19 protein-coding genes are annotated in these 20,540 nt (G+C 63.2%); 9 read left to right on the top strand and 10 right to left on the bottom strand.

Annotated features, from left to right (window positions below; translation table 11 throughout):
- Positions 1 to 59 precede the first annotated feature (59 nt).
- From DBO86_RS09270 to DBO86_RS09250, 5 genes are all read left to right on the top strand, one after another.
- On the top strand, positions 60 to 1,553 hold the full coding sequence (locus tag DBO86_RS09270) for an RNA polymerase factor sigma-54 (RefSeq protein WP_092380048.1): 1,494 nt from the start codon (positions 60 to 62) through the stop codon (positions 1,551 to 1,553).
- Between the two features lie 99 nt (positions 1,554 to 1,652).
- On the top strand, positions 1,653 to 1,961 hold the full coding sequence (gene hpf, locus DBO86_RS09265) for a ribosome hibernation-promoting factor, HPF/YfiA family (protein ID WP_003459233.1): 309 nt from the start codon (positions 1,653 to 1,655) through the stop codon (positions 1,959 to 1,961).
- Positions 1,962 to 1,973: 12 nt separating this feature from the next.
- The gene (gene ptsN, locus DBO86_RS09260; protein WP_108233522.1) at positions 1,974 to 2,438 is read left to right on the top strand and encodes a PTS IIA-like nitrogen regulatory protein PtsN; all 465 of its coding nucleotides are present in this window, start codon (positions 1,974 to 1,976) and stop codon (positions 2,436 to 2,438) included.
- 2 nt (positions 2,439 to 2,440) lie between these two features.
- A complete protein-coding gene (rapZ, locus tag DBO86_RS09255; RefSeq protein ID WP_003459231.1) occupies positions 2,441 to 3,298 on the top strand; it encodes an RNase adapter RapZ in 858 nt (285 codons plus the stop codon).
- Between the two features lie 14 nt (positions 3,299 to 3,312).
- Complete coding sequence (locus tag DBO86_RS09250) at positions 3,313 to 3,585, top strand: HPr family phosphocarrier protein (protein ID WP_003459230.1); 273 nt, start codon at positions 3,313 to 3,315, stop codon at positions 3,583 to 3,585.
- Between the two features lie 55 nt (positions 3,586 to 3,640).
- On the opposite strand, the gene pmbA is transcribed toward DBO86_RS09250, so the two are convergent.
- A complete protein-coding gene (gene pmbA, locus DBO86_RS09245; protein ID WP_074855438.1) occupies positions 3,641 to 4,987 on the bottom strand; it encodes a metalloprotease PmbA in 1,347 nt (448 codons plus the stop codon).
- Positions 4,988 to 5,116: 129 nt separating this feature from the next.
- On the opposite strand from pmbA, the gene yjgA reads away from it, so the two are divergent.
- Complete coding sequence (gene yjgA / locus DBO86_RS09240; RefSeq protein WP_017678916.1) at positions 5,117 to 5,635, top strand: ribosome biogenesis factor YjgA; 519 nt, start codon at positions 5,117 to 5,119, stop codon at positions 5,633 to 5,635.
- A gap of 12 nt (positions 5,636 to 5,647) precedes the next feature.
- Here yjgA and tldD read toward each other — a convergent pair whose 3' ends face one another.
- From tldD to mreB, 8 genes are all read right to left on the bottom strand, one after another.
- Positions 5,648 to 7,090, bottom strand: a complete 1,443-nt coding sequence (gene tldD, locus DBO86_RS09235) for a metalloprotease TldD (RefSeq protein WP_108233521.1) — start codon at positions 7,088 to 7,090, stop codon at positions 5,648 to 5,650.
- A 2-nt stretch (positions 7,091 to 7,092) separates the two neighbouring features.
- Positions 7,093 to 7,941 carry a carbon-nitrogen hydrolase family protein gene (locus DBO86_RS09230; RefSeq protein WP_108233520.1) on the bottom strand — a complete coding sequence of 283 codons (849 nt, stop codon included), beginning with the start codon at positions 7,939 to 7,941 and terminating at the stop codon, positions 7,093 to 7,095.
- A 49-nt stretch (positions 7,942 to 7,990) separates the two neighbouring features.
- Positions 7,991 to 11,812: a YhdP family protein gene (locus DBO86_RS09225; RefSeq protein WP_108233519.1), complete on the bottom strand. Its 3,822-nt coding sequence runs from the start codon at positions 11,810 to 11,812 to the stop codon at positions 7,991 to 7,993.
- A 17-nt stretch (positions 11,813 to 11,829) separates the two neighbouring features.
- Complete coding sequence (gene rng, locus DBO86_RS09220; RefSeq protein ID WP_021488057.1) at positions 11,830 to 13,287, bottom strand: ribonuclease G; 1,458 nt, start codon at positions 13,285 to 13,287, stop codon at positions 11,830 to 11,832.
- A gap of 46 nt (positions 13,288 to 13,333) precedes the next feature.
- Positions 13,334 to 13,930 carry a Maf family protein gene (locus tag DBO86_RS09215; protein ID WP_108233518.1) on the bottom strand — a complete coding sequence of 199 codons (597 nt, stop codon included), beginning with the start codon at positions 13,928 to 13,930 and terminating at the stop codon, positions 13,334 to 13,336.
- A 48-nt stretch (positions 13,931 to 13,978) separates the two neighbouring features.
- Positions 13,979 to 14,467: a rod shape-determining protein MreD gene (gene mreD, locus DBO86_RS09210; RefSeq protein WP_004424808.1), complete on the bottom strand. Its 489-nt coding sequence runs from the start codon at positions 14,465 to 14,467 to the stop codon at positions 13,979 to 13,981.
- Positions 14,467 to 15,456 (bottom strand): rod shape-determining protein MreC, encoded by a 990-nt coding sequence (mreC, locus tag DBO86_RS09205; protein ID WP_108233517.1) that lies wholly within the window; start codon positions 15,454 to 15,456, stop codon positions 14,467 to 14,469. Before mreC ends, mreD begins: the two co-directional genes overlap by 1 nt.
- A 131-nt stretch (positions 15,457 to 15,587) precedes the next feature.
- Positions 15,588 to 16,625: a rod shape-determining protein MreB gene (mreB, locus tag DBO86_RS09200; protein WP_013714086.1), complete on the bottom strand. Its 1,038-nt coding sequence runs from the start codon at positions 16,623 to 16,625 to the stop codon at positions 15,588 to 15,590.
- Between the two features lie 225 nt (positions 16,626 to 16,850).
- On the opposite strand from mreB, the gene gatC reads away from it, so the two are divergent.
- The 3 genes from gatC (at position 16,851) to gatB (ending at position 20,172) form a co-directional block, all read left to right on the top strand.
- The gene (gene gatC, locus DBO86_RS09195; RefSeq protein WP_004424815.1) at positions 16,851 to 17,138 is read left to right on the top strand and encodes an Asp-tRNA(Asn)/Glu-tRNA(Gln) amidotransferase subunit GatC; all 288 of its coding nucleotides are present in this window, start codon (positions 16,851 to 16,853) and stop codon (positions 17,136 to 17,138) included.
- Positions 17,139 to 17,153: 15 nt separating this feature from the next.
- Positions 17,154 to 18,605 (top strand): Asp-tRNA(Asn)/Glu-tRNA(Gln) amidotransferase subunit GatA, encoded by a 1,452-nt coding sequence (gene gatA / locus DBO86_RS09190; protein WP_108233516.1) that lies wholly within the window; start codon positions 17,154 to 17,156, stop codon positions 18,603 to 18,605.
- Between the two features lie 118 nt (positions 18,606 to 18,723).
- Complete coding sequence (gatB, locus tag DBO86_RS09185) at positions 18,724 to 20,172, top strand: Asp-tRNA(Asn)/Glu-tRNA(Gln) amidotransferase subunit GatB (RefSeq protein WP_108233515.1); 1,449 nt, start codon at positions 18,724 to 18,726, stop codon at positions 20,170 to 20,172.
- Positions 20,173 to 20,399: 227 nt separating this feature from the next.
- On the opposite strand, the gene DBO86_RS09180 is transcribed toward gatB, so the two are convergent.
- Positions 20,400 to 20,540 (bottom strand): transposase domain-containing protein (locus DBO86_RS09180; RefSeq protein ID WP_146173178.1); only part of this gene is annotated, 141 nt, incomplete at its 5' end.

Here is a 20,540-nt window from a genome sequence, read left to right as displayed (position 1 = left end):
GGCGGCGCTTCGGCGCCCTGATGTGGAAGGCGTAACTCGCCAGTAAATTAAGGTCTGCAATGAAACCATCGCTAGTCCTCAAGATGGGCCAGCAGCTGACGATGACCCCGCAGCTGCAACAGGCTATCCGCCTCCTCCAACTGTCTACCCTGGACCTGCAACAGGAAATCCAGGAGGCACTGGAATCCAATCCCATGCTCGAGCGCCAGGAAGACGGCGACGACTTCGACAACAGCGATCCGATGGCTGATGGCGCCGAAAGCGCCACCCCAGCCCCGAGCAAGGAAGACAGCTACCAGGAAACCACCCCCACGGTGGACAACCTGGAAGAGGGCGAGTGGGGCGAGCGCATTCCCAACGAGTTGCCAGTCGATACGGCCTGGGAAGACATCTACCAGACCAGCGCCAGCAGCCTGCCCAGCAACGATGATGACGAGTGGGATTTCACCACTCGCACCTCCAGCGGCGAGAGCCTGCACAGCCATCTGCTCTGGCAACTGAATCTGGCCCCCATGTCGGACAAGGACCGCCTGATCGCAGCGACCCTGATCGACTGCATCAACAACGACGGCTACCTCGAAGAAACCCTCGAGGAAGTGACCGAATCCTTCGACCCCGAGCTGGATGTCGAACTGGACGAAGTGGAGGTGGTGCTGCACCGCATCCAGCAGTTCGAACCGGCCGGTATCGGCGCCCGCGACCTGCGCGAGTGCCTGCTGCTGCAACTGCGTCAGTTGCCTGCCAACACCCCCTGGCTGAACGAAACCCAGCGCGTGGTCGGCGACTATCTGGAACTGCTCGGCAGCCGCGATTACGCCCAGCTGATGCGCCGCACCAAGCTCAAGGAAGACGAACTGCGCCAGGTCATCGACCTGATCCAGCGCCTGAATCCGCGTCCGGGTTCGCAGATCGAGTCCAGCGAACCGGAATACGTCGTGCCCGACGTTATCGTGCGCAAGCACAACGAACGCTGGCTGGTGGAGCTGAACCAGGAAGCCATGCCGCGCCTGAGGGTCAACCCGCAGTATGCCGGCTTCGTCAAACGCGCCGATTCCAGCGCCGATAACACCTTCATGCGCAACCAGTTGCAGGAGGCCCGCTGGTTCATCAAGAGCCTGCAGAGCCGCAACGAAACGCTGATGAAGGTGGCCACGCAGATCGTCGAGCACCAGCGTGGCTTCCTCGACTACGGCGACGAGGCGATGAAGCCTCTGGTGCTGCACGACATCGCCGAAGCCGTGGGTATGCACGAGTCGACGATTTCACGCGTTACCACGCAGAAATTCATGCACACCCCGCGTGGCATTTACGAACTGAAATATTTCTTCTCCAGCCACGTCAGCACCTCCGAAGGCGGCGAATGCTCGTCCACCGCGATCCGCGCGATCATCAAAAAACTGGTTGCAGCAGAAAACGCGAAAAAGCCGTTGAGCGACAGCAAGATCGCTGGTTTACTGGAGGCACAAGGCATCCAAGTCGCCCGTCGGACGGTCGCCAAGTATCGCGAGTCCCTCGGCATAGCGCCCTCGAGTGAGCGCAAGCGACTGATGTAGGCCAGATTGACTGAAGGCCTCAGGCCTTCAGGCCAAAGTGTTCCGGCGGCGGGTCGAACCAGACCCGTCTCTTACACAAGGCAACAAGGAGAAAGCGGTATGCAAGTCAACATCAGTGGACATCAGCTGGATGTGACCGACGCCCTGCGTGACTATATCGGCGAGAAACTGGGCCGACTGGAACGCCACTTCGACAAGATCACCAACGTACAGGTGACCATGGAGGTCGAGAAACTCAAACAGAAGATCGAAGCCACCCTGCACATCGCCGGCGGCGAAGTCGTCGCCAACGCCGAACACCAGGATATGTACGCTGCCATCGACCTGTTGGCCGATAAACTCGACCGTCAACTCATCAAGCACAAGGAAAAGCAGCTCGAACGCCTGCAAGGCGCCACGGCCCGCTAACATTCCCTATCCATGATCCGACTTGAAAATATCCTGACCCCCGGCCGTTCCCTGGTGAACGTGCCGGGCGGCAGCAAGAAACGCGTGCTAGAACAGATCGCCAACCTGGTTGCGCGCGATCTACCCGACCTGGATGCTCAGGACATATTCGAAAGCCTCATCGCCCGCGAGAAGCTCGGTTCTACCGGCTTCGGCAACGGCATTGCCATTCCCCACTGCCGCCTGGCTGGCTGCAGTGCCCCGATCAGTGCAGTCCTGCACCTGGAGACGGCAGTCGACTTCGACGCCATCGACGGCGCGCCGGTCGATCTGCTGTTCGTGCTGCTGGTGCCGGAGGCGGCCACCGATGCCCACCTCGAACTGCTGCGTCAGATCGCCAGTATGCTCGATCGCCAGGATGTACGTGAACGCCTGCGCCAGGCCAAGAGCGGCGAAGATCTCTATCAGGTCGTCGTGGACATTCAGAACGGTCAATAAACATGCGCCTGATCATCGTCAGCGGTCGCTCGGGCTCGGGCAAGAGCACCGCCCTCGATGTACTTGAGGACAACGGTTTCTACTGCATCGACAACCTGCCGGCCGGTCTGCTGCCGGACCTCGCCGAGCGCTTCCTGCCGCACAGCGACATGCTGCTGCCGCAAGTGGCCGTTTCCATTGATGCACGCAATCTGCTGAGCCAGCTCAAGCGCTTCCCGGAGCTGCTCGAAGAAGTACGCAAACGTAATATCCGCTGCGATGTGCTGTATCTCGATGCCGAAGACGAAACCCTGCTCAAGCGCTTTTCCGAAACCCGCAGACGCCACCCGCTGACCAACGATAAGCGCTCGCTGGCCGAAGCCATTGCGTACGAAAGTCTGCTGTTGGCGCCGATCACCGATCGTGCCGATCTGAAGATCGACACCACCCGCCTGAATCTCTACCAGCTGCGCGATACGCTCAAACTGCGCCTGCTCGGCCAGACACAGACCGGAACCGCCTTTCTCGTCGAGTCCTTCGGCTTCAAGCGCGGCATGCCGGTGGACGCCGATCTGGTGTTCGATGCGCGCTGCCTGCCCAATCCCTACTGGAAGCCGGAACTGCGCGACTACTCCGGCCTGGATCAACCGGTGATCGACTACCTGGCTGCGCAGCCGGAGGTCGAGGAGATGTATCAGGACATCCTCGCCTATCTGGAAAAATGGCTGCCACGCTTCGCCGCCAGCAACCGCGCCTATGTCACCATCGCCATTGGCTGCACCGGTGGTCACCACCGCTCGGTGTACCTGGCCAACCGCCTGAGCCAGGCACTCAAAGACTCGCTGAAGAACGTCCAGGTGCGTCACCGCGACCTCAGCTAAGGAATCCTGCCGCGATGCCAGCACGTGAAATCACCATCATCAACAAACTTGGTCTGCATGCCCGCGCCGCGGCGAAGTTCGTCGGTGTAGCGAGCACCTACCCCTGCCAAGTGCGCATCGGCCGCAGCGCCGACAGCCTGGTAGACGGCAAGAGCATCATGGCGGTGATGATGCTGGCTGCCGGCAAGGGCACCAATGTGCACCTGCTGACCGAAGGCGAGCAGGACGAAGAAGCGATGGCCGCCCTGGTAGGCCTGATAGAGAACTACTTCGACGAAGGCGAGTAATACCTCCAGCCAAAACGAAGGCCACCCACGGGTGGCCTTGTCGTTACTGCCGACTTCAACTGCCGGCGACGGTCATCTTCTCGATCAGCACCGAGCCGGTGCAGATATTGCCACGCCGCTCCAGGTCACAACCGACTGCAACGACCTGGCGGAACATGTCGCGCAGATTGCCGGCGATGGTTACCTCCTGCACCGGGAACTGGATCTCGCCGTTCTCCACCCAGAAGCCCGCCGCGCCGCGCGAGTAATCACCCGTCACCAGATTCAGCCCCTGGCCCATCAGCTCGGTAACCAGCAAACCGCGCCCCATGCGCCGAATCAGCGCCTGCTGATCCTCATCGCCATGGGTGATGAACAGGTTGTGCACACCTCCTGAGTTGGCAGTGCTCGGCAAACCCAGCTTGCGCCCGGAATAGGTGCTAAGTACGTAGGACACCAGCTCTCCCTTCTCCACGAACGGCTTGGCATAAGTGGCCAGGCCATCACCATCGAAAGCCGCGCTGCCCAGTGCGCGCGGCAGGTGCGGACGCTCGTCTAGAGTCAGCCACTCGGGAAAAAGACGCTGGCCGAGTGCGCCTTCGAGGAAAGAGGAGTGACGATAGAGATTGCCGCCCGAGATTGCCGCCAGCAGGTGACTGAACAACCCGCCGGCAAGCTCGGCAGCGAACAGCACCGGCACCTCACAGGTCGGTACCGGTCGTGCACCAAGGCGGCTGACCGCACGCTCGGCAGCCCGCTGGCCGATACCCTTAGCATCAGCCAGTAGTTCACCCTGACGGTTGACGTCATACCAGTAGTCGCGCTGCATCTGCCCTTCTCCTTCGGCGATCATCACGCAGCTCAGGCTATGGCGGGTGCTGGCGTAACCGCCGACGAAGCCGTGGCTGTTGCCGTATACGCGACAGCCTTGGTGGGTATTGAGGCTGGTGCCATCGGCGTTCTTGATCCGCGTGTCAGCGGCGAAAGCCGCGGCCTCGCAGGCCAGCGCCTGCTCCACCGCCTGTTCCGGGGTGATCGACCAGGGGTGATAGAGATCGAGTTCAGGCAGTTCACGGGCCATCAGCGCGGCATCGGCCAGGCCGGCGCACTCGTCCTCGCTGGTATGTTTGGCAATCGCCAGGGCTGCCGCCACGGTCTCGCGAATGGCCTCGCTACCGGTGGCCGAGGTGCTGGCCGAGCCCTTGCGCTGGCCCACATACAGGGTGATGCCGAAACCCTGGTCGCGATTGAATTCGACGGTCTCCACTTCGCCCTGGCGCACCGTGGTGGACAGACCCTGACCAGCCGATACCGTCACCTCGCAGGCACTGGCACCCTGGCGCCTGGCTTCGGCGAGAATGGCCTCGACCTGCTCTTGCAGCACTGGCAAGGCCTGCGGCCCGATGCGTTCTACTTCACTCATAACCACTCCCGATTCTCTTGGCGCAGGCACTCTTTGTACGAAACCCAAGGCCTGCTCTCGACTGCCCGTCCGCGGGCCGGCAGTCACGGTTACTGCTATCATGGCGGCGTTTCCCTCTGGACCCACCCCATGTCTGATTCCTACGACGACTTCTCCCTGGAGAAGAGCAAATCCCAGGTCAAACGCGAACTGCATGCCCTGCAGGACCTTGGCGAGCGACTGACCACGCTCAAGGCGGATCTGCTGGCCAAGATGCCACTGACCGATGCCCTACGCCGCGCGCTCGCCGAAGCGCCGAAACATACCGCCAATGCCGCGCGCAAACGCCACATCCAGTTCATCGGCAAGCTGATGCGCGAACAGGATGTCGACGCGATCGGCGCCATGCTCGACCAGGTGGACAGCTCCACCCGCGAGTACAACGAACGCTTCCATGCCCTCGAACGCTGGCGCGACCGCCTGATCGCCGAAGGCGACAGCGCGCTGGAAAGCTTCGTCGAGCTCTACCCCGAGGCTGACGTCCAGCACCTGCGCGGCCTGGTCCGTCATGCTCAGCACGAAGCGGCGCGCAACAAGCCGCCAGCCGCCGCGCGCAAGGTGTTCAAGTACATCCGCGAGCTCGACGAAATCCACCGCGGCCTGCGCTGAACCTGCTTCGCTTTACGCACCGGTGCCGCCAACTGTGATCGCGTCGATCTTCAGCGTCGGCTGGCCGACGCCCACCGGCACCGACTGACCGTCTTTGCCACAGGTGCCGACGCCGCTGTCCAGCGCCAGGTCATTGCCGACCATGGACACCCGGCTCATGGCCTCCGGGCCATTGCCGATCAGGGTGGCGCCCTTGACCGGCGCAGTGATCTTGCCGTCCTCGATCAGGTAGGCCTCACTGGTGGAAAAGACGAACTTGCCGCTGGTGATGTCCACCTGGCCGCCGCCAAGGTTGGCGCAGTAGATGCCCTTCTTCACCGAACGGATGATTTCTTCCGGGTCGCTCTCGCCCGCCAGCATGTAGGTGTTGGTCATGCGCGGCATCGGCAGGTGCGCATAGGATTCACGACGACCGTTGCCGGTAGCGGCCACACCCATCAGGCGCGCGTTGAGCTTGTCCTGCATGTAGCCCTTGAGTACGCCATTCTCGATCAGCGTGGTGCACTGGGTCGGCGTGCCTTCGTCGTCGACGCTGAGCGAACCACGCCGCCCGGCCAGGGTGCCGTCGTCGACGATGGTGCACAAGCTGGACGCGACCTTCTGCCCGACCTGGCCGCTGTAGGCTGAACTGCCTTTGCGGTTGAAGTCGCCTTCCAGGCCGTGGCCGACTGCTTCGTGCAGCAGCACGCCGGACCAGCCGGCGCCCATCACCACCGGCATGCTGCCGGCGGGTGCTGCGATGGCTTCAAGGTTGACCAGCGCCTGGCGCAGCGCCTCGCGGGCATAGCCCATGGCGCGGTCTTCTTCCAGAAAATAGCGGTAGTCGGTACGTCCGCCGCCGCCATGGCCACCGCGCTCGCGGCGCCCGTTCTGCTCGACGATGACACTGACATTGAAGCGCACCAGCGGGCGGATATCAGCGCTGAGGCTGCCGTCGTGGGCCGCCACCAGAATGCGATCCCAAACCCCGGCCAGGCTCACGGTAACCTGCTTGATGCGCGGATCCAGCGCGCGCGTGGCACGGTCGATACGCTGCAGCAATTCAACCTTCTCGGCGCGGTCCATGACGTTCAGTGGGTTGTCTTCGGCATACAACTGGGTCACCTGCGGGCTGACGAACGCCTGCACGCGGCCCTGTTGGCCGGCGCGCGAGATCGAACGTGCGGCCCGGGCAGCTTGCGTCAGGGCATCGAGGCTGATGGCGTTGCTGTAGGCAAAACCGGTCTTCTCGCTCGACTGGGCGCGCACACCGACCCCCTGATCGAGATTGAAACTGCCTTCCTTGACGATGCCATCCTCCAATACCCAGGTTTCCGAAACCTGGCTTTGAAAGTACAGGTCGGCGGCATCGATACCTGGGCCTGCGACGTCACCCAGCACGCTGCTGAGCCTGTCGAACGTCAGGTTACCGGGCGCAAGCAGGTGCTCGCTGACGGATTGCAACATCGTATTCATGGTCACTCCACAACGATCGGACGCGGTACGTCCGATGAAAAGAATCGGCGGTGCTGCTGCACCGGCATGCGTTGGCGAATGTTCGCCTGCTCGGCGGCATCACGGGCAGCCAGCAGAGCACCGTCGCCCTGATCCTGCTCGACCACTACCTTACCCCAGGGGTCGATGATCGCCGAATGGCCAAAGGTCATGCGCTGCCCCGGGTGCTCGCCGCCCTGCCCGGCGGCCAGCACATAGCACTGGGTTTCGATGGCACGGGCGCGGGTCAGCACCTGCCAATGCGCCGCGCCAGTCACGGCGGTGAACGCCGCCGGCACGCTGATCAGCTCGGCGCCGGCTTCACGCAGCGCAGTGAACAGCTCGGGGAAGCGCAAGTCATAACATACGCTCAGGCCCAGACGCTCGACCGGCGTATCCGCCACCACGACGCGTTGGCCATGGGCGAAATCATCGGACTCGCGATAACGGCCACGGTTGTCGGCCACCTCGACATCGAACAGATGCAGCTTGTCGTAACGGGCCACACGCTCGCCCTGATCGTCGATCAACAATGAGCAGGCGTGCGGTTTGCCGTCGGCATCATCATCCGGCGGTAGCGGCAAGGTGCCGGCCACTATCCATAAACTGAGGTCACGAGCAGCGCGTTTCAACCAGGGCAGGATCGGCCCCTCGCCCAACGCCTCGGCCCGCCCGATGGCAGCCAGGTCGCGGCGGCCCATGGCCGCGAAATTCTCCGGCAGCACGACAAGGCGCGCACCGCCCTGGGCTGCACGCTCCAGCATGCGCCGCGCCAGGCGCAGATTGGTTTGCACGTCATCCTGGCTGACCATCTGGATTACAGCGAGATTCATGGCGACACTCTTCAGGGCTTGATGCAACAGCCTACGCCAAGAAGCGACTTCATTGCGGTTTTTCGAAGGGTTTGTCGAAGCTGATCTGCGGATCCTGCAGCGGGCCCTTGACGTCGTACTGGACGCTGGCGAAACGCGCAACCTTGTCACCGAGCAACTTGTCGGCCACGAACAACGCCCCGCCAATGGCCGGCGCGCCGACAATAAGTGCTGCCAGTGGCAAGTTGTTGGTCACCGGCAGGGTCACCAGCAGCTTGGCGTCGATGCGCTCATCGCGCATGTCCAGATTGCCATTGAGCTCCAGGTAGCTCGACGGCCCCGCCAGGGTGATCGGCTCCCGGGTGACGAACAGACCATTGGTGGCCTGCAGGTTGCCCTTGACCCGGTCGTAACTCAGCCCCTTGCCCAGCAGGTCGGAGAAGTCCAGGCGCAGACGCCGGCCAATCGAGTTGAAGTTGAGCAGGCCGAATACCCGCAGCGCCTGGGCCGAGCCCTGTACTTCGACGAACTGGCCCTTGCGTAGCGAAGGATCGAGATTGCCGGAGAAACGCCTGAGCGAGAACCACGCCGGAGAACCGGGCCAGGTAGCATCGGCGTCTACCCGGAAACTTTCGCTGGTAACGCTGGGGGCATAATCCCAGGCTTGCAGAATGTCGCCGAGATCCTTGCCCTGCAGACGCCCCTTGTACCAGCTTTGGGTGTTGCCAGGCGTGCCTCGCCAGCCACCACTACCACCAATCTTCAGCCCCTGCAGATCGAGGTCGAGTTCATCGAAACGCACGCCCTGCGCCTCGGGCCTGACCTTGAGCGACCAGGCGCCCAGCACCTTGTCGCCACGCTGTACACGCTGAATACGGATATCCATGGCCGGCAGCGTGCCGGGATCGAAATCGGCCAGGGGATCAGGCGCATCGACGACCTTCGCCGCTTCGGCGTCAGGCGCCGGCAGGCGTACATACTGCAGGTCGATGGCAATCGGCGTGTCCGCACGATCGGCCAACAGCACACGCCCGGCGGCCAACTCACTGTCGATCTGCAAGGCCCAGGCCTGGCCTTCTCGCGCCAGGCCAAGCGTCAGTTGCTCGATCTCCTGACCAAAACCACGGAAGCGTCCGACATCCAGCCGTGCACTGCGTAGCAGGCGCTGGCTATCAGCATCCAACCTGACCGGATGATTGCTGCCGAGTTGCTTCCAGGCATCGAGATCCAGTTCGTCCAAGCGCCCGCGCACGCGCAGCCCCTGGCCAGGCGGCAACCCCGCCGGGGCACCACCGAGCACCAGCTCACCCCGCCCCTCAGCCAGCGCGCCTGGAGGTGCGGCCAGATTCAGGCTGGCCAGATCGCCATACTCGGCCCAGTAGCGGCGCTCACGACCGGCCAGGGTCATGCGCCAGCTGGTATCACGCGTCTGCTGCGCCGTCTTGCCGAACGGGGCTGGTAGCTCGACCGCCACACCACGCAGGTTGGAGTCGACGCGTAATTGACTGTCATCGCCATCCAGGGTCAGGCGCAGGCGATACGGCAGCACGCCGCTGACCGGCAGCTTCTGCGGCCCGCCCAGCCATTGGCTGAGAGTTTCGACCTGCACCTGTCCACGCAGATCGAAACGTGTAAGCGCCTTGCCACGCGCACCCTCGGCGCTGATCTTGCCGCGTACCGGGCGACCGAAGACCTCGGCACGCACATCCGGCGCGCTCAAGCCAGCGGCACTATTGAAGCGAAACGCCCCCTGCAGGTTGCTCAGCTGCAAATCAGGATTGGTCAGCTTGAGGCGCGCCCCCTCGGTGGCGAAGTCCACCACCACAACAGGTGGCACCCCTTTTTGCAGCGGAATATCCAGTTGCAGGCGCCCGGCCAGAGGCCCCTCGCCCTGCCAGCCGTCGAAGATTTCCGCTGTTCCCAGTGGTGCCTCATGCATCAGCTTGATGGCATCACTCAGGCTGCCCTGCACCTCACCATCGAGCTGCAGGCGCGGCGGCTTGCCGTCGTGCAACAGTGGAATATTGGCCACGACATTACTGACCGTACTTTCCTGCAAGCGCCCGCTCTGCAGACGCACGCGCACTGCATCATCCTCGATAAGCACCTCACCCACGCCCTCGCGCAGCGACGGCCAACCGGGCTGGAAGGCCAGCTCGGCATCCTTGACCTTGAAGAACAGGCTGAGGCTGCGTGCCCCCAACCGTGCGCCCTTGTTCAGCGAGCCCTGATACTGGAAGTAACCTTCTTCGACATGGCCAGCACGAATGGCAGTCTTCAGCCATTGGTCGAGCTCGGCGCTCATACCCGGCGCGCGACTCGGCAGGTACTTCTCGGTGTAGGCCGCATCGCCGTCGCGCATGCCGACACGCAGGTCCATGTAGTCCTCGGCCTCTGGGTCGCGCAGCAGGCGGATCAGCATGTCACCGGCGACCTGCCCCTCCTCGCCATCCACGCGCATATAGGGGCTGTACAGGGTCAGGCCGGTTTCATTCCAGTCCCAGCTCAAGCGCGCCTGGGCATGACGATAGCGCCAGGGTTTGGGGAACAGTTGATCCAGATGCAGGGCGAAATTTTCGCTGTTCAGGCGCAGCTCGCCCTGGAACATATTGCCCGAGGCACTGCCACTGACGTTCTCGGCAGCCGGCGCACCGTGGTAGGCCTGGATGCCCACCCTGTCCAGATTGGCGGCGAACTGCAGGCGCTCGGCGCCTTCACGTTGCGGGTAATAGTCGAGCAGCAGGTTGTTGACCGCGCCCACCGGCGCCAGCGCGACCAGGACATCGCGGGCTGCATCAGGCATCGGCACCAACGCCTGCACCAGCGGCGCCCAGGCCGCCAGATCGAGGCGATCGGCGCTTAGCGCCCAACGCTCGTCAACCTCGCCCACGTCCTTCTGATTCAGGTTCAGGTGTAGCTCGCCGATGCGCTGCTCACCATGGGTCAAAGCCAGGGAGTCGATCTGCGCCCGCACACCCTGCTTGTCTTGAGTGAAGAAGGCGTTGAAGGCCAGGTCCTTGAGCGTCACTGCTTCATGCTTGGCCTGGCCGCCGGCCAGCTCGGGGGCGTGCAGACGCAAGGCGCCCCTGTCCAGGACCAGACCACGGCCCTCCAGCCACAGCTCGCCGCCAGCCTGCAGGCGCTGTAGCTGCCAGTCGCCAAGTAGCGATTTCGGCAGCCAGGCGGCCCAGTCGCTCTGCGGCAGGCTCAGATAAAGCTCGGACTGCGCCTCACGCCAGGTTTTGGGCTGCATGCGCGTGCGCAGTCGCAGCGCCACCGGCTGACCATCGGGCAGCAACAGGCGCCCATCGAGGCGCTGGCTGTTGTTGCCATAGCGCAGGCTCAAGCTAACGTAGCTGAGCAGCAGCGGTGCCTGATCGAGCGGCTGCAGCACCACGCGACTGTCGAGCAGACTGATGCGGTGCACGATCTGCAACTGTTCCAGCAGCTGTTCGACATCCAGCTCGGGACCGCTGCGCTGTGGCATCCCTTGCACCCGCCAGCCACCATCGGCGTTCTGCTGCACGTTCAGCTGCAGCCCTTCGAACTGCAGGTGGGCGATGCGCGGCTGGCGTGCCAACAGGCTGCCGCCCACATCCGGTACCAGTCGTACGCGCTCCAGGCTCAGGCCTTCCTCTTCGCTGCCCAGGCGCACGTCATGCGCCTCCAGCACCGGGGCAAAGCCCTGCCAACGACCTTCGAGGCGACCGATACGTACCGGCACACCCAGCTGCGCCGTGACACGATCTTCCAGTTCGAGCCGGTATTCGGCCACCAGCGGCACCAGCTCACGGCCCAGGCTGACGTACAGCGCGGCCAGCACCAGCACGGCGGCGCAAAGACCCAGCCCCCAGCGCAGCAGCGCCGCAAACAGGCGCGCCAGAGCGTTCACCTCGACAGTCCCCGTGCTCAGAGCAGCACCACGTCGTACTGTTCCTGGGAATACATGGTTTCCACCTGGAACTTGATGGTACGTCCAATGAAGGCTTCCAGATCGGCGACGTTGCCCGACTCTTCATCGAGCAGGCGATCGACCACCTTCTGATTGGCCAGCACGCGATAGCTTTCCGCCTGGTAGGCGCGGGCTTCACGCAGAATTTCACGGAAGATCTCGTAGCAAATGGTCTCCGGCGTCTTCAACTTGCCGCGCCCCTGGCAGGCACTGCAGGGCTCGCAGAGAATCTGCTCGAGGCTTTCACGCGTGCGCTTGCGGGTCATCTGCACCAGGCCGAGCTCGGTGATGCCAATGATGTTGGTCTTGGCATGATCACGCTCGAGCTGCTTCTCCAGGGTGCGCAGTACCTGGCGCTGATGCTCTTCGTCTTCCATGTCGATGAAGTCGATGATGATGATGCCGCCCAGGTTGCGCAGACGCAGCTGACGGGCAATGGCGGTGGCTGCCTCGAGATTGGTCTTGAAGATGGTTTCTTCGAGGGTGCGATGGCCGACGAAGGCGCCGGTGTTGACGTCGATGGTGCTCATCGCCTCGGCGGGGTCGACCACCAGGTAACCGCCGGACTTCAGCGGCACCTTGCGCTCCAGTGCGCGCTGGATTTCGTCCTCGACACCGTACAGGTCGAAGATGGGCCGTTCGCCTGGATAATGCTCGAGACGATCAGCGATCTCCGGCATCAATTCGGCGACGAACTGCGTGATTTTCTGGAAGGTTTCCCGCGAGTCCACGCGAATCTTCTCGGTCCGCGGGCTGACCAGGTCGCGCAGGGTGCGCAGCGCCAGAGACAGATCCTCGTAGATCACCGTGGGCGCCTTGCAGTTCTGAATCTGCGCACCAATCTGGTCCCAGAGGCGGCGCAGATAACGGATGTCGATCAGGATTTCATCAGCACCTGCGCCCTCGGCAGCGGTGCGCAGGATGAAGCCGCCGGCCTCCTCAATGCCTTCGGCGGCGACGCAATCGGCGACCACCTGCTTGAGGCGCTCGCGCTCTGCTTCGTCTTCGATCTTCAGCGAAATTCCGACATGACTGGTGCGTGGCATGTACACCAGATAACGCGAAGGGATCGACAACTGAGTGGTCAGACGCGCCCCCTTGCTGCCGATAGGGTCCTTGGTGACCTGCACCACCAGGCTCTGCCCTTCGTGGACCAGGGCGCTGATCGGCTCCACCGCAGTGCCCTCGCGGGTGGAAATCTCGGAAGCATGAATGAAGGCAGCACGCTCCAGGCCAATATCGACGAAGGCCGCCTGCATGCCGGGCAGCACACGCACCACCTTACCTTTGTAGATATTGCCGACGATGCCGCGCTTCTGCGTGCGCTCGACGTGCACTTCCTGCAGCACGCCGTTTTCCACCACCGCCACGCGCGACTCCATCGGCGTGATATTGATCAGAATCTCTTCGCTCATGCATCCATCCCGCTGGATTCAATGCCCGCTCAGCAGGGCAGATAGTTTATTTCGCAGCCTTTTGTTGCCAGCAGGCGATACCGAAATCACCGAGTAACTGCGCCGTCTCACACAATGGCAGCCCGACCACGGCCGAATAGCTGCCTTCGAGACGACTGACGAATACTGCCGCCAATCCCTGAATACCATAACCGCCCGCTTTGTCGGCGGGCTCGCCACTGGCCCAATAGGCAGCAATTTCGGCATCGCCGAGGTGACGAAAGGTCACTTCGCTGCACACCACCTGCGCCGCTTCACGCTGCGCGCTGACCAGGGCTACGGCCGTCATCACCTGATGAGTGCGCCCCGAGAGCCCGCGCAACATGCGACTGCAGTCGGCGAAATCCTGCGGTTTGCCGAGTATCTGACCCTCGAGCACCACGGCGGTATCCGCACCCAGCACCACGGCGTCGGCAGAATCGCCCAACGCGAGCAGCACAGCACGCGCCTTTTCCCGCGCCAGACGCTCTACATAGGCTGTCGCAGGCTCGTCTGGCAAGGGCGTTTCATCTATCGAGGCGATTTGCGTGACGCAGGGCACGGCGATCTGAGCCAGCAATTCACGGCGACGGGGCGAGGCGGAGGCCAGAAACAGCTCGGCCATGCGGGTATCTCCCTTGCGAACCTCGGCCAGCCGTGCGGCAGGCCGCGTTCAGTTGACGTTGAGGCGCAGGTGCAGACCGCGCAGGATGGCGCAGATCCAGGGCCACAGCAGAGCGCTGACCAGTGCCGGCAGGACGAAGGCCAGGGTTGGAGGACGACTACCGGTCAGGGCGTTGAGCCACAGCTGAACCAGCTGGGCGAGACCGAACACCACCATCAGCACCATGCTCTGCTGCCACATGGGGAACATGCGCAGGCGCTGGTGCAGACTCAGCACCAGAAAGGTGATCAGGGTGAGGATCAAGGCGTTCTGCCCGAGCAGGGTGCCGAACAGCACGTCCTGCGCCAGGCCAAGAATCCAGGCGGTGGTCATGCCGACACGATGCGGCAGAGCCAGTACCCAATAGGTGAGAATCAAGGCGACCCACAGCGGGCGACCGATCTGCATGAACTCGGGCAACGGCGAAACACTGAGCAACAAACCGAGCGCCAGGCTCAGCCAGATCACCCAGCCGTTACGGGGCTGTACGCCAGCCATCAGTTGCTCTCCTGTGCGGGGGCGTCAGCGGCCGGTGTGTCAGCGGCCGGTGCGTCAGCTGCCGGCTCGCCATTGCGCGCCTGCTCGGCTTCGCGGTCGGCGGCTTCCTGGGCCTCGGCGGAATCGTTGGCGCGCTCCTCGGGCGTGCGCCGGTCGGAGAACACCAGCAGCAGATAACGACTGCGATTGAGCGCAGCGGTCGGTACGGCACGAACGATAGCGAAAGGCTGGCCGGAGTCATGAATCACTTCCTTGACCGTGGCCACCGGGTAGCCGGCCGGGAAGCGCTGGCCCATGCCGGAACTGACCAGCAGATCGCCCTCCTTGATATCGGCGGTATCGGCGACGTGACGCAGCTCCAGGCGCTCCGGGTTGCCGGTGCCGACGGCGATGGCACGCAGACCGTTGCGGTTGACCTGTACCGGGATGCTGTGGGTGTTATCGGTGAGCAACAGCACGCGCGAGGTGTAGGGCATGATCTCGACCACCTGGCCCATCAGCCCGCGCGCATCGAGCACCGGCTGCCCGAGGAACACGCCATCCTTCTCGCCCTTGTCGATCAGGATGCGGTGGGTATAGGGATTGGGATCGACGCCGATCAGCTCAGCAACCAGCACTTCTTCATCCACCAGCGCCGCGGAGTTGAGCAGTTCGCGCAGACGCACGTTCTGCTCGGTCAGCGCTGCCAGCTTCTGCAGGCGACGCTGCAGCAGCAGAGCCTCGGCCTTGAGCTTCTCGTTCTCGGCCATCAGTTCGCTGCGCGAGGAAATCTGCTGAGTTGCCCCATCCCAGACGCGTACGGGCACATCGGCCAGCCAATAGAAAGGCGTGAGCACCAGGCCCATCTGACTGCGCAGCGGCTTGAGCGTCTCGAAGCGGGCATCGACCACCATCAGCACCGCCGACAGTACGGCAAATACCAGCAGACGAATGCCCAGCGAGGGACCTTTGGCGAAGAGCGGCTTAATGACCTGCTCCTCGTGCGCCACAGGGGCGAAAAGCGCGCGAATTCATGCGAAAGGCAAACCGGTCAGGCGAAGGTTGGGCCGAGTGTACTGCAATGCTCGAATATGCGCGTGCCGCCCGAAGGCGGCACGACGGCGAGCCACTAGCGAACCCCTTACTCGGTGGAGAGCAGGTCCATGGCGTGGCGATCCATCATTTCCAGGGCCTTGCCGCCGCCACGGGCGACGCAGGTCAGCGGGTCTTCGGCAACGATCACCGGCAGGCCGGTTTCCTGGGAGAGCAGCTTGTCCAGGTCACGCAGCAGCGCGCCACCACCGGTCAGCACCAGGCCGCGCTCGGCGATGTCCGAGGCCAGCTCGGGCGGCGATTGCTCCAGCGCGCTCTTGACCGCCTGGACGATGGTCGCCAAGGACTCCTGCAGCGCTTCGAGCACTTCGTTGGAGTTGAGGGTGAAGCTGCGCGGTACGCCTTCAGCCAGGTTGCGGCCGCGTACGTCGACTTCACGGATCTCGCCGCCCGGATAGGCGGTGCCGATTTCCTGCTTGATACGTTCAGCGGTGCCTTCACCGATCAGCGAACCGTAGTTGCGGCGCACGTAGGTGATGATGGCCTCGTCGAAACGGTCGCCGCCGACACGGACGGATTCGGCGTAAACCACACCATTCAGGGAAATCAGGGCAATCTCGGTGGTACCACCGCCGATGTCGACGACCATCGAACCGCGCGCCTCTTCGACCGGCAGGCCGGCACCGATAGCAGCGGCCATCGGCTCTTCGATCAGGAACACTTCACGGGCACCGGCGCCGAGGGCCGATTCACGAATGGCGCGGCGCTCCACCTGGGTCGATTTGCACGGCACGCAGATCAGCACGCGCGGCGACGGCTGCAGGAAGCTGTTCTCGTGAACCTTGTTGATGAAGTACTGCAGCATCTTCTCGCAGACGCTGAAGTCGGCGATCACGCCGTCCTTCATCGGGCGGATCGCGGAGATGTTGCCAGGCGTACGGCCGAGCATGCGTTTGGCCTCGGTGCCGACGGCCACGACGCTCTTCTGGTTGCCGTGGGTACGGATCGCGACCACCGACGGCTCATTCAGGACGATACCGCGCTCGCGCACATAAATAAGGGTATTGGCAGTGCCCAAGTCGATCGACAGATCGCTGGAAAACATGCCACGCAGTTTCTTGAACATTAGGAAGGGACCCTAGGCAACGCGTGGGTGAAGGCCAGGCGCGCAAAACGCGCAGGTAAAAAGTGCGGCAAACTCTAACAACGGCAGGGATTTTGAGCAAGGCGGCAATATGGTAGATTGCCTGTTTTTCCGGGCCTTGTAGCTGCACATCGCGGCCTTTGACCGCTGGCTCGCGACATCCGTTCCCTGCAGCCTTTCTGTCACACTTCCACTGGAGAACCCCCGATGGCGCTTGAACGCTCCGAGGTGGAAAAAATCGCCCACCTGGCCCGCCTGGGTCTGAATGACGGCGATATTCCGCAAACCACCGAGACCCTGAACAACATCCTCGGCCTGATCGATCAGATGCAGGCGGTCGATACCCAGGGCATCGAACCCCTGGCCCACCCGCTGGAAGCCACCCAGCGCCTGCGTGCCGACGTGGTCACCGAGCGCAACCAGCGCGACGCCTACCAGGCCATCGCCCCGGCCGTGGAAAGCGGCCTGTACCTCGTGCCGAAAGTCATCGAATAAAGGAAAGGGCTCGACATGCACCAACTGACCCTGGCCGAGATCGTCCGTGGCCTCGCCGACAAACAATTCTCCGCCGAAGAACTGAGCCGCAGCCTGCTGGCGCGCATCGCGCAGCTCGACCCGCAGCTCAACAGCTTCATCACCGTCACCGAGGATCTGGCCATCGAACAGGCCAGGGCCGCTGACGCCCGTCGCGCTGCCGGCGAAAACAGCCCGCTGCTCGGCGCACCGATCGCCCACAAGGATCTGTTCTGCACCAACGGCGTGCTGACGTCCTGCGGCTCGAAGATCCTCACCGGCTTCAAGGCGCCCTACGACGCCACCGTGGTGGAAAAACTCAAGGCCGCCGGCACCGTCACTCTGGGCAAGCTGAACATGGACGAATTCGCCATGGGCTCGGCCAACGAATCCAGCCACTACGGCCCGGTGAAAAATCCCTGGGATCTGACCCGCGTACCGGGCGGCTCCTCGGGCGGCTCGGCAGCCGCCGTTGCCGCCCGCCTGCTGCCGGCCGCCACCGGCACCGACACCGGCGGCTCGATCCGTCAGCCGGCTGCGCTGACCAACCTCACCGGGATCAAGCCGACCTACGGCCGCGTCTCGCGCTGGGGCATGATCGCCTACGCCTCCAGCCTCGATCAGGGCGGTCCGCTGGCCCGTACCGCCGAGGATTGCGCCCTGCTGCTCGGCGCCATGGCCGGTTTCGATGCCAAGGATTCGACCAGCGTCGACCAGCCGGTCGATGACTACCTCGCGGCGCTGGCCCAGCCGCTGGCCGGCCTGCGCATCGGCCTGCCGAAGGAATACTTCGGCGCCGGCCTCGATGCACGCATCGGTGAGAAAGTCATGGCCGTAGTCGAAGAGCTGAAAAAGCTCGGCGCCACCGTCAAAGACATCTCGCTGCCAAACATGCAGCACGCGATCCCCGCCTACTACGTGATCGCTCCGGCCGAGGCCAGCTCCAACCTGTCACGTTTCGACGGCGTGCGTTTCGGCTATCGTTGCGAGAACCCGAAAGACCTGCAAGACCTTTACAAGCGCTCGCGCGGCGAAGGCTTCGGTGCCGAGGTCAAACGGCGCATCATGGTCGGCACCTACGCGCTGTCCGCCGGCTACTACGACGCCTACTACATCAAGGCCCAGCAGATTCGCCGGCTGATCAAGAACGACTTCGTCGCCGCCTTCAAGGAGGTCGATGTGATCCTCGGCCCGACCACGCCGAACCTGGCCTGGAAACTCGGCGAGAAGAACGCCGACCCGGTGTCCGCCTACCTGGAAGACATCTACACCATCACCGCCAACCTGGCCGGCATCCCCGGCCTGTCGATGCCGGCTGGCTTCGTCGATGGCCTGCCGGTGGGTGTGCAGTTACTCGGCAACTACTTCGAGGAAGGTCGTCTGCTCAACGTCGCGCACCAGTACCAGCAGGTCAGCGACTGGCATAAACACGCACCCAAAGACTTCTGAGCCATGGCGTAGCCATGCGCCCCATTCCCCTCTCCCGCCGGGAGAGGGTGGCGCGAAGCGCCGGGTGAGGGCCGCACCGCACAGACCGCACGCCATACAGGATTGAGGAACACTAAAGATGCAATGGGAAACCGTGATCGGGCTCGAGATTCACGCTCAGCTCAGCACCCAGTCGAAGATCTTCTCGGCCAGCGCCACCACCTTTGGCGCCGAGCCCAACACCCAGGCCAGCCTGGTCGACCTCGGCATGCCCGGCACCCTGCCGGTACTGAACGCCGAAGCCGTGCGCATGGCCTGCCAGTTCGGCCTGGCGATCGACGCCGAGATCCCCGAACGTAACGTCTTCGCGCGCAAGAACTACTTCTACCCGGACCTGCCCAAGGGCTATCAGACCAGCCAGATGGATCACCCCATCGTCGGCAAGGGCTTCCTCGACATCACCCTGGAAGACGGCACCGTCAAGCGCATCGGCATCACCCGTGCGCACCTGGAAGAGGACGCCGGCAAGAGCCTGCACGAAGACTTCCACGGCATGAGTGGTATCGACCTGAACCGCGCCGGCACGCCGCTGCTGGAGATCGTTTCCGAGCCGGACATTCGCTCGGCCAAGGAAGCCGTGGCCTACGTGAAGGCCATTCACGCACTCGTCCGTTATCTGGGCATCTGCGACGGCAACATGGCCGAAGGTTCGCTGCGCTGTGACTGCAACGTGTCAGTACGGCCGAAGGGCCAGGCCGAGTTCGGCACCCGCGCCGAGATCAAGAACGTCAACTCCTTCCGCTTTATCGAGAAGGCCATCAACTTTGAGGTGCAGCGCCAGATCGAGCTGATCGAGGACGGCGGCAAGGTGGTGCAGGAAACCCGCCTGTACGATCCCAACAAGGATCAGACCCGCTCCATGCGCAGCAAGGAAGAAGCCAACGACTACCGTTACTTCCCCTGCCCGGACCTGCTGCCGGTGGTGATCGAGCGCAGCTTCCTCGACGAATTGCGCGCGGCCCTGCCCGAGCTGCCGCCGCAGAAGCGCGAGCGCTTCGAAAGCCAGTTCGGCCTGTCCAGCTACGACGCCAGTGTGCTCAGCGCCAGTCGTGAGCTGGCCGACTACTTCGAAGTGGTCGAAAAGACCTGCGGCGATGCCAAGCTGTCGGCCAACTGGGTGATGGGCGAGCTGTCCAGCCTGCTCAACAAGGAAGGCCTGGAGATCGAGCAGTCGCCAGTGTCTGCCGAACAACTGGGCGGCATGATCCTGCGCATCAAGGACAACACCATCAGCGGCAAGATCGCCAAGATGGTGTTCGAGGCCCTGGCTGCCGGCGAAGGCGCCAGCGCCGACGAGATCATCGAGAAGAAAGGTCTCAAGCAGGTCACCGACAGCGGCGCCATCGAGGCCATGCTCGATGAAGTGCTGGCGGCCAACGCCGAGCAGGTCGAGCAGTACCGCGCCAGCGACGAAGCCAAGCGCGGCAAGATGTTCGGTTTCTTCGTCGGCCAGGCCATGAAAGCCTCCAAGGGCAAGGCCAATCCGGGGCAAGTGAACGAACTGCTGAAGAAGAAGCTCGAAGGCTGAGCCAGGCCGGCTCGCTTACGCTAGCTGCAATGACGCCGGGCTCGCCCGGCGTCTTTCATGGAGACCGCGAATATGACGATGCGCAGCCCGGATGCAATCCGGGAACCTTCACTGCCCCGGATTGCATCCGTATATGGACTCCTCCCGTTTTGCCAGTGAAATAATCTGCCTCTGAACCTAGGTACGACGTAACCGCTCCATAAACCCCGTCCTGGCGGACGGTTTTTTCAGGAAGCAGAGGCAGAAGCTGGCGAGCAGTTCCACGGCAGCAGCGCTTCGTAATCCTCGACGCGGCTCGCCGCTGACAGGCGTTCAAGGATGTGGCGCAACCAGGCGTAAGGCTCTTGCCCGTTGGCTTTGGCAGTTTC

It is taken from the genome of Ectopseudomonas oleovorans (genome assembly GCF_003052605.1).
Taxonomy (GTDB): Bacteria; Pseudomonadota; Gammaproteobacteria; order Pseudomonadales; family Pseudomonadaceae; genus Aquipseudomonas; species Aquipseudomonas oleovorans_A.
This window is presented reverse-complemented; position numbering and strand designations above follow the sequence as displayed.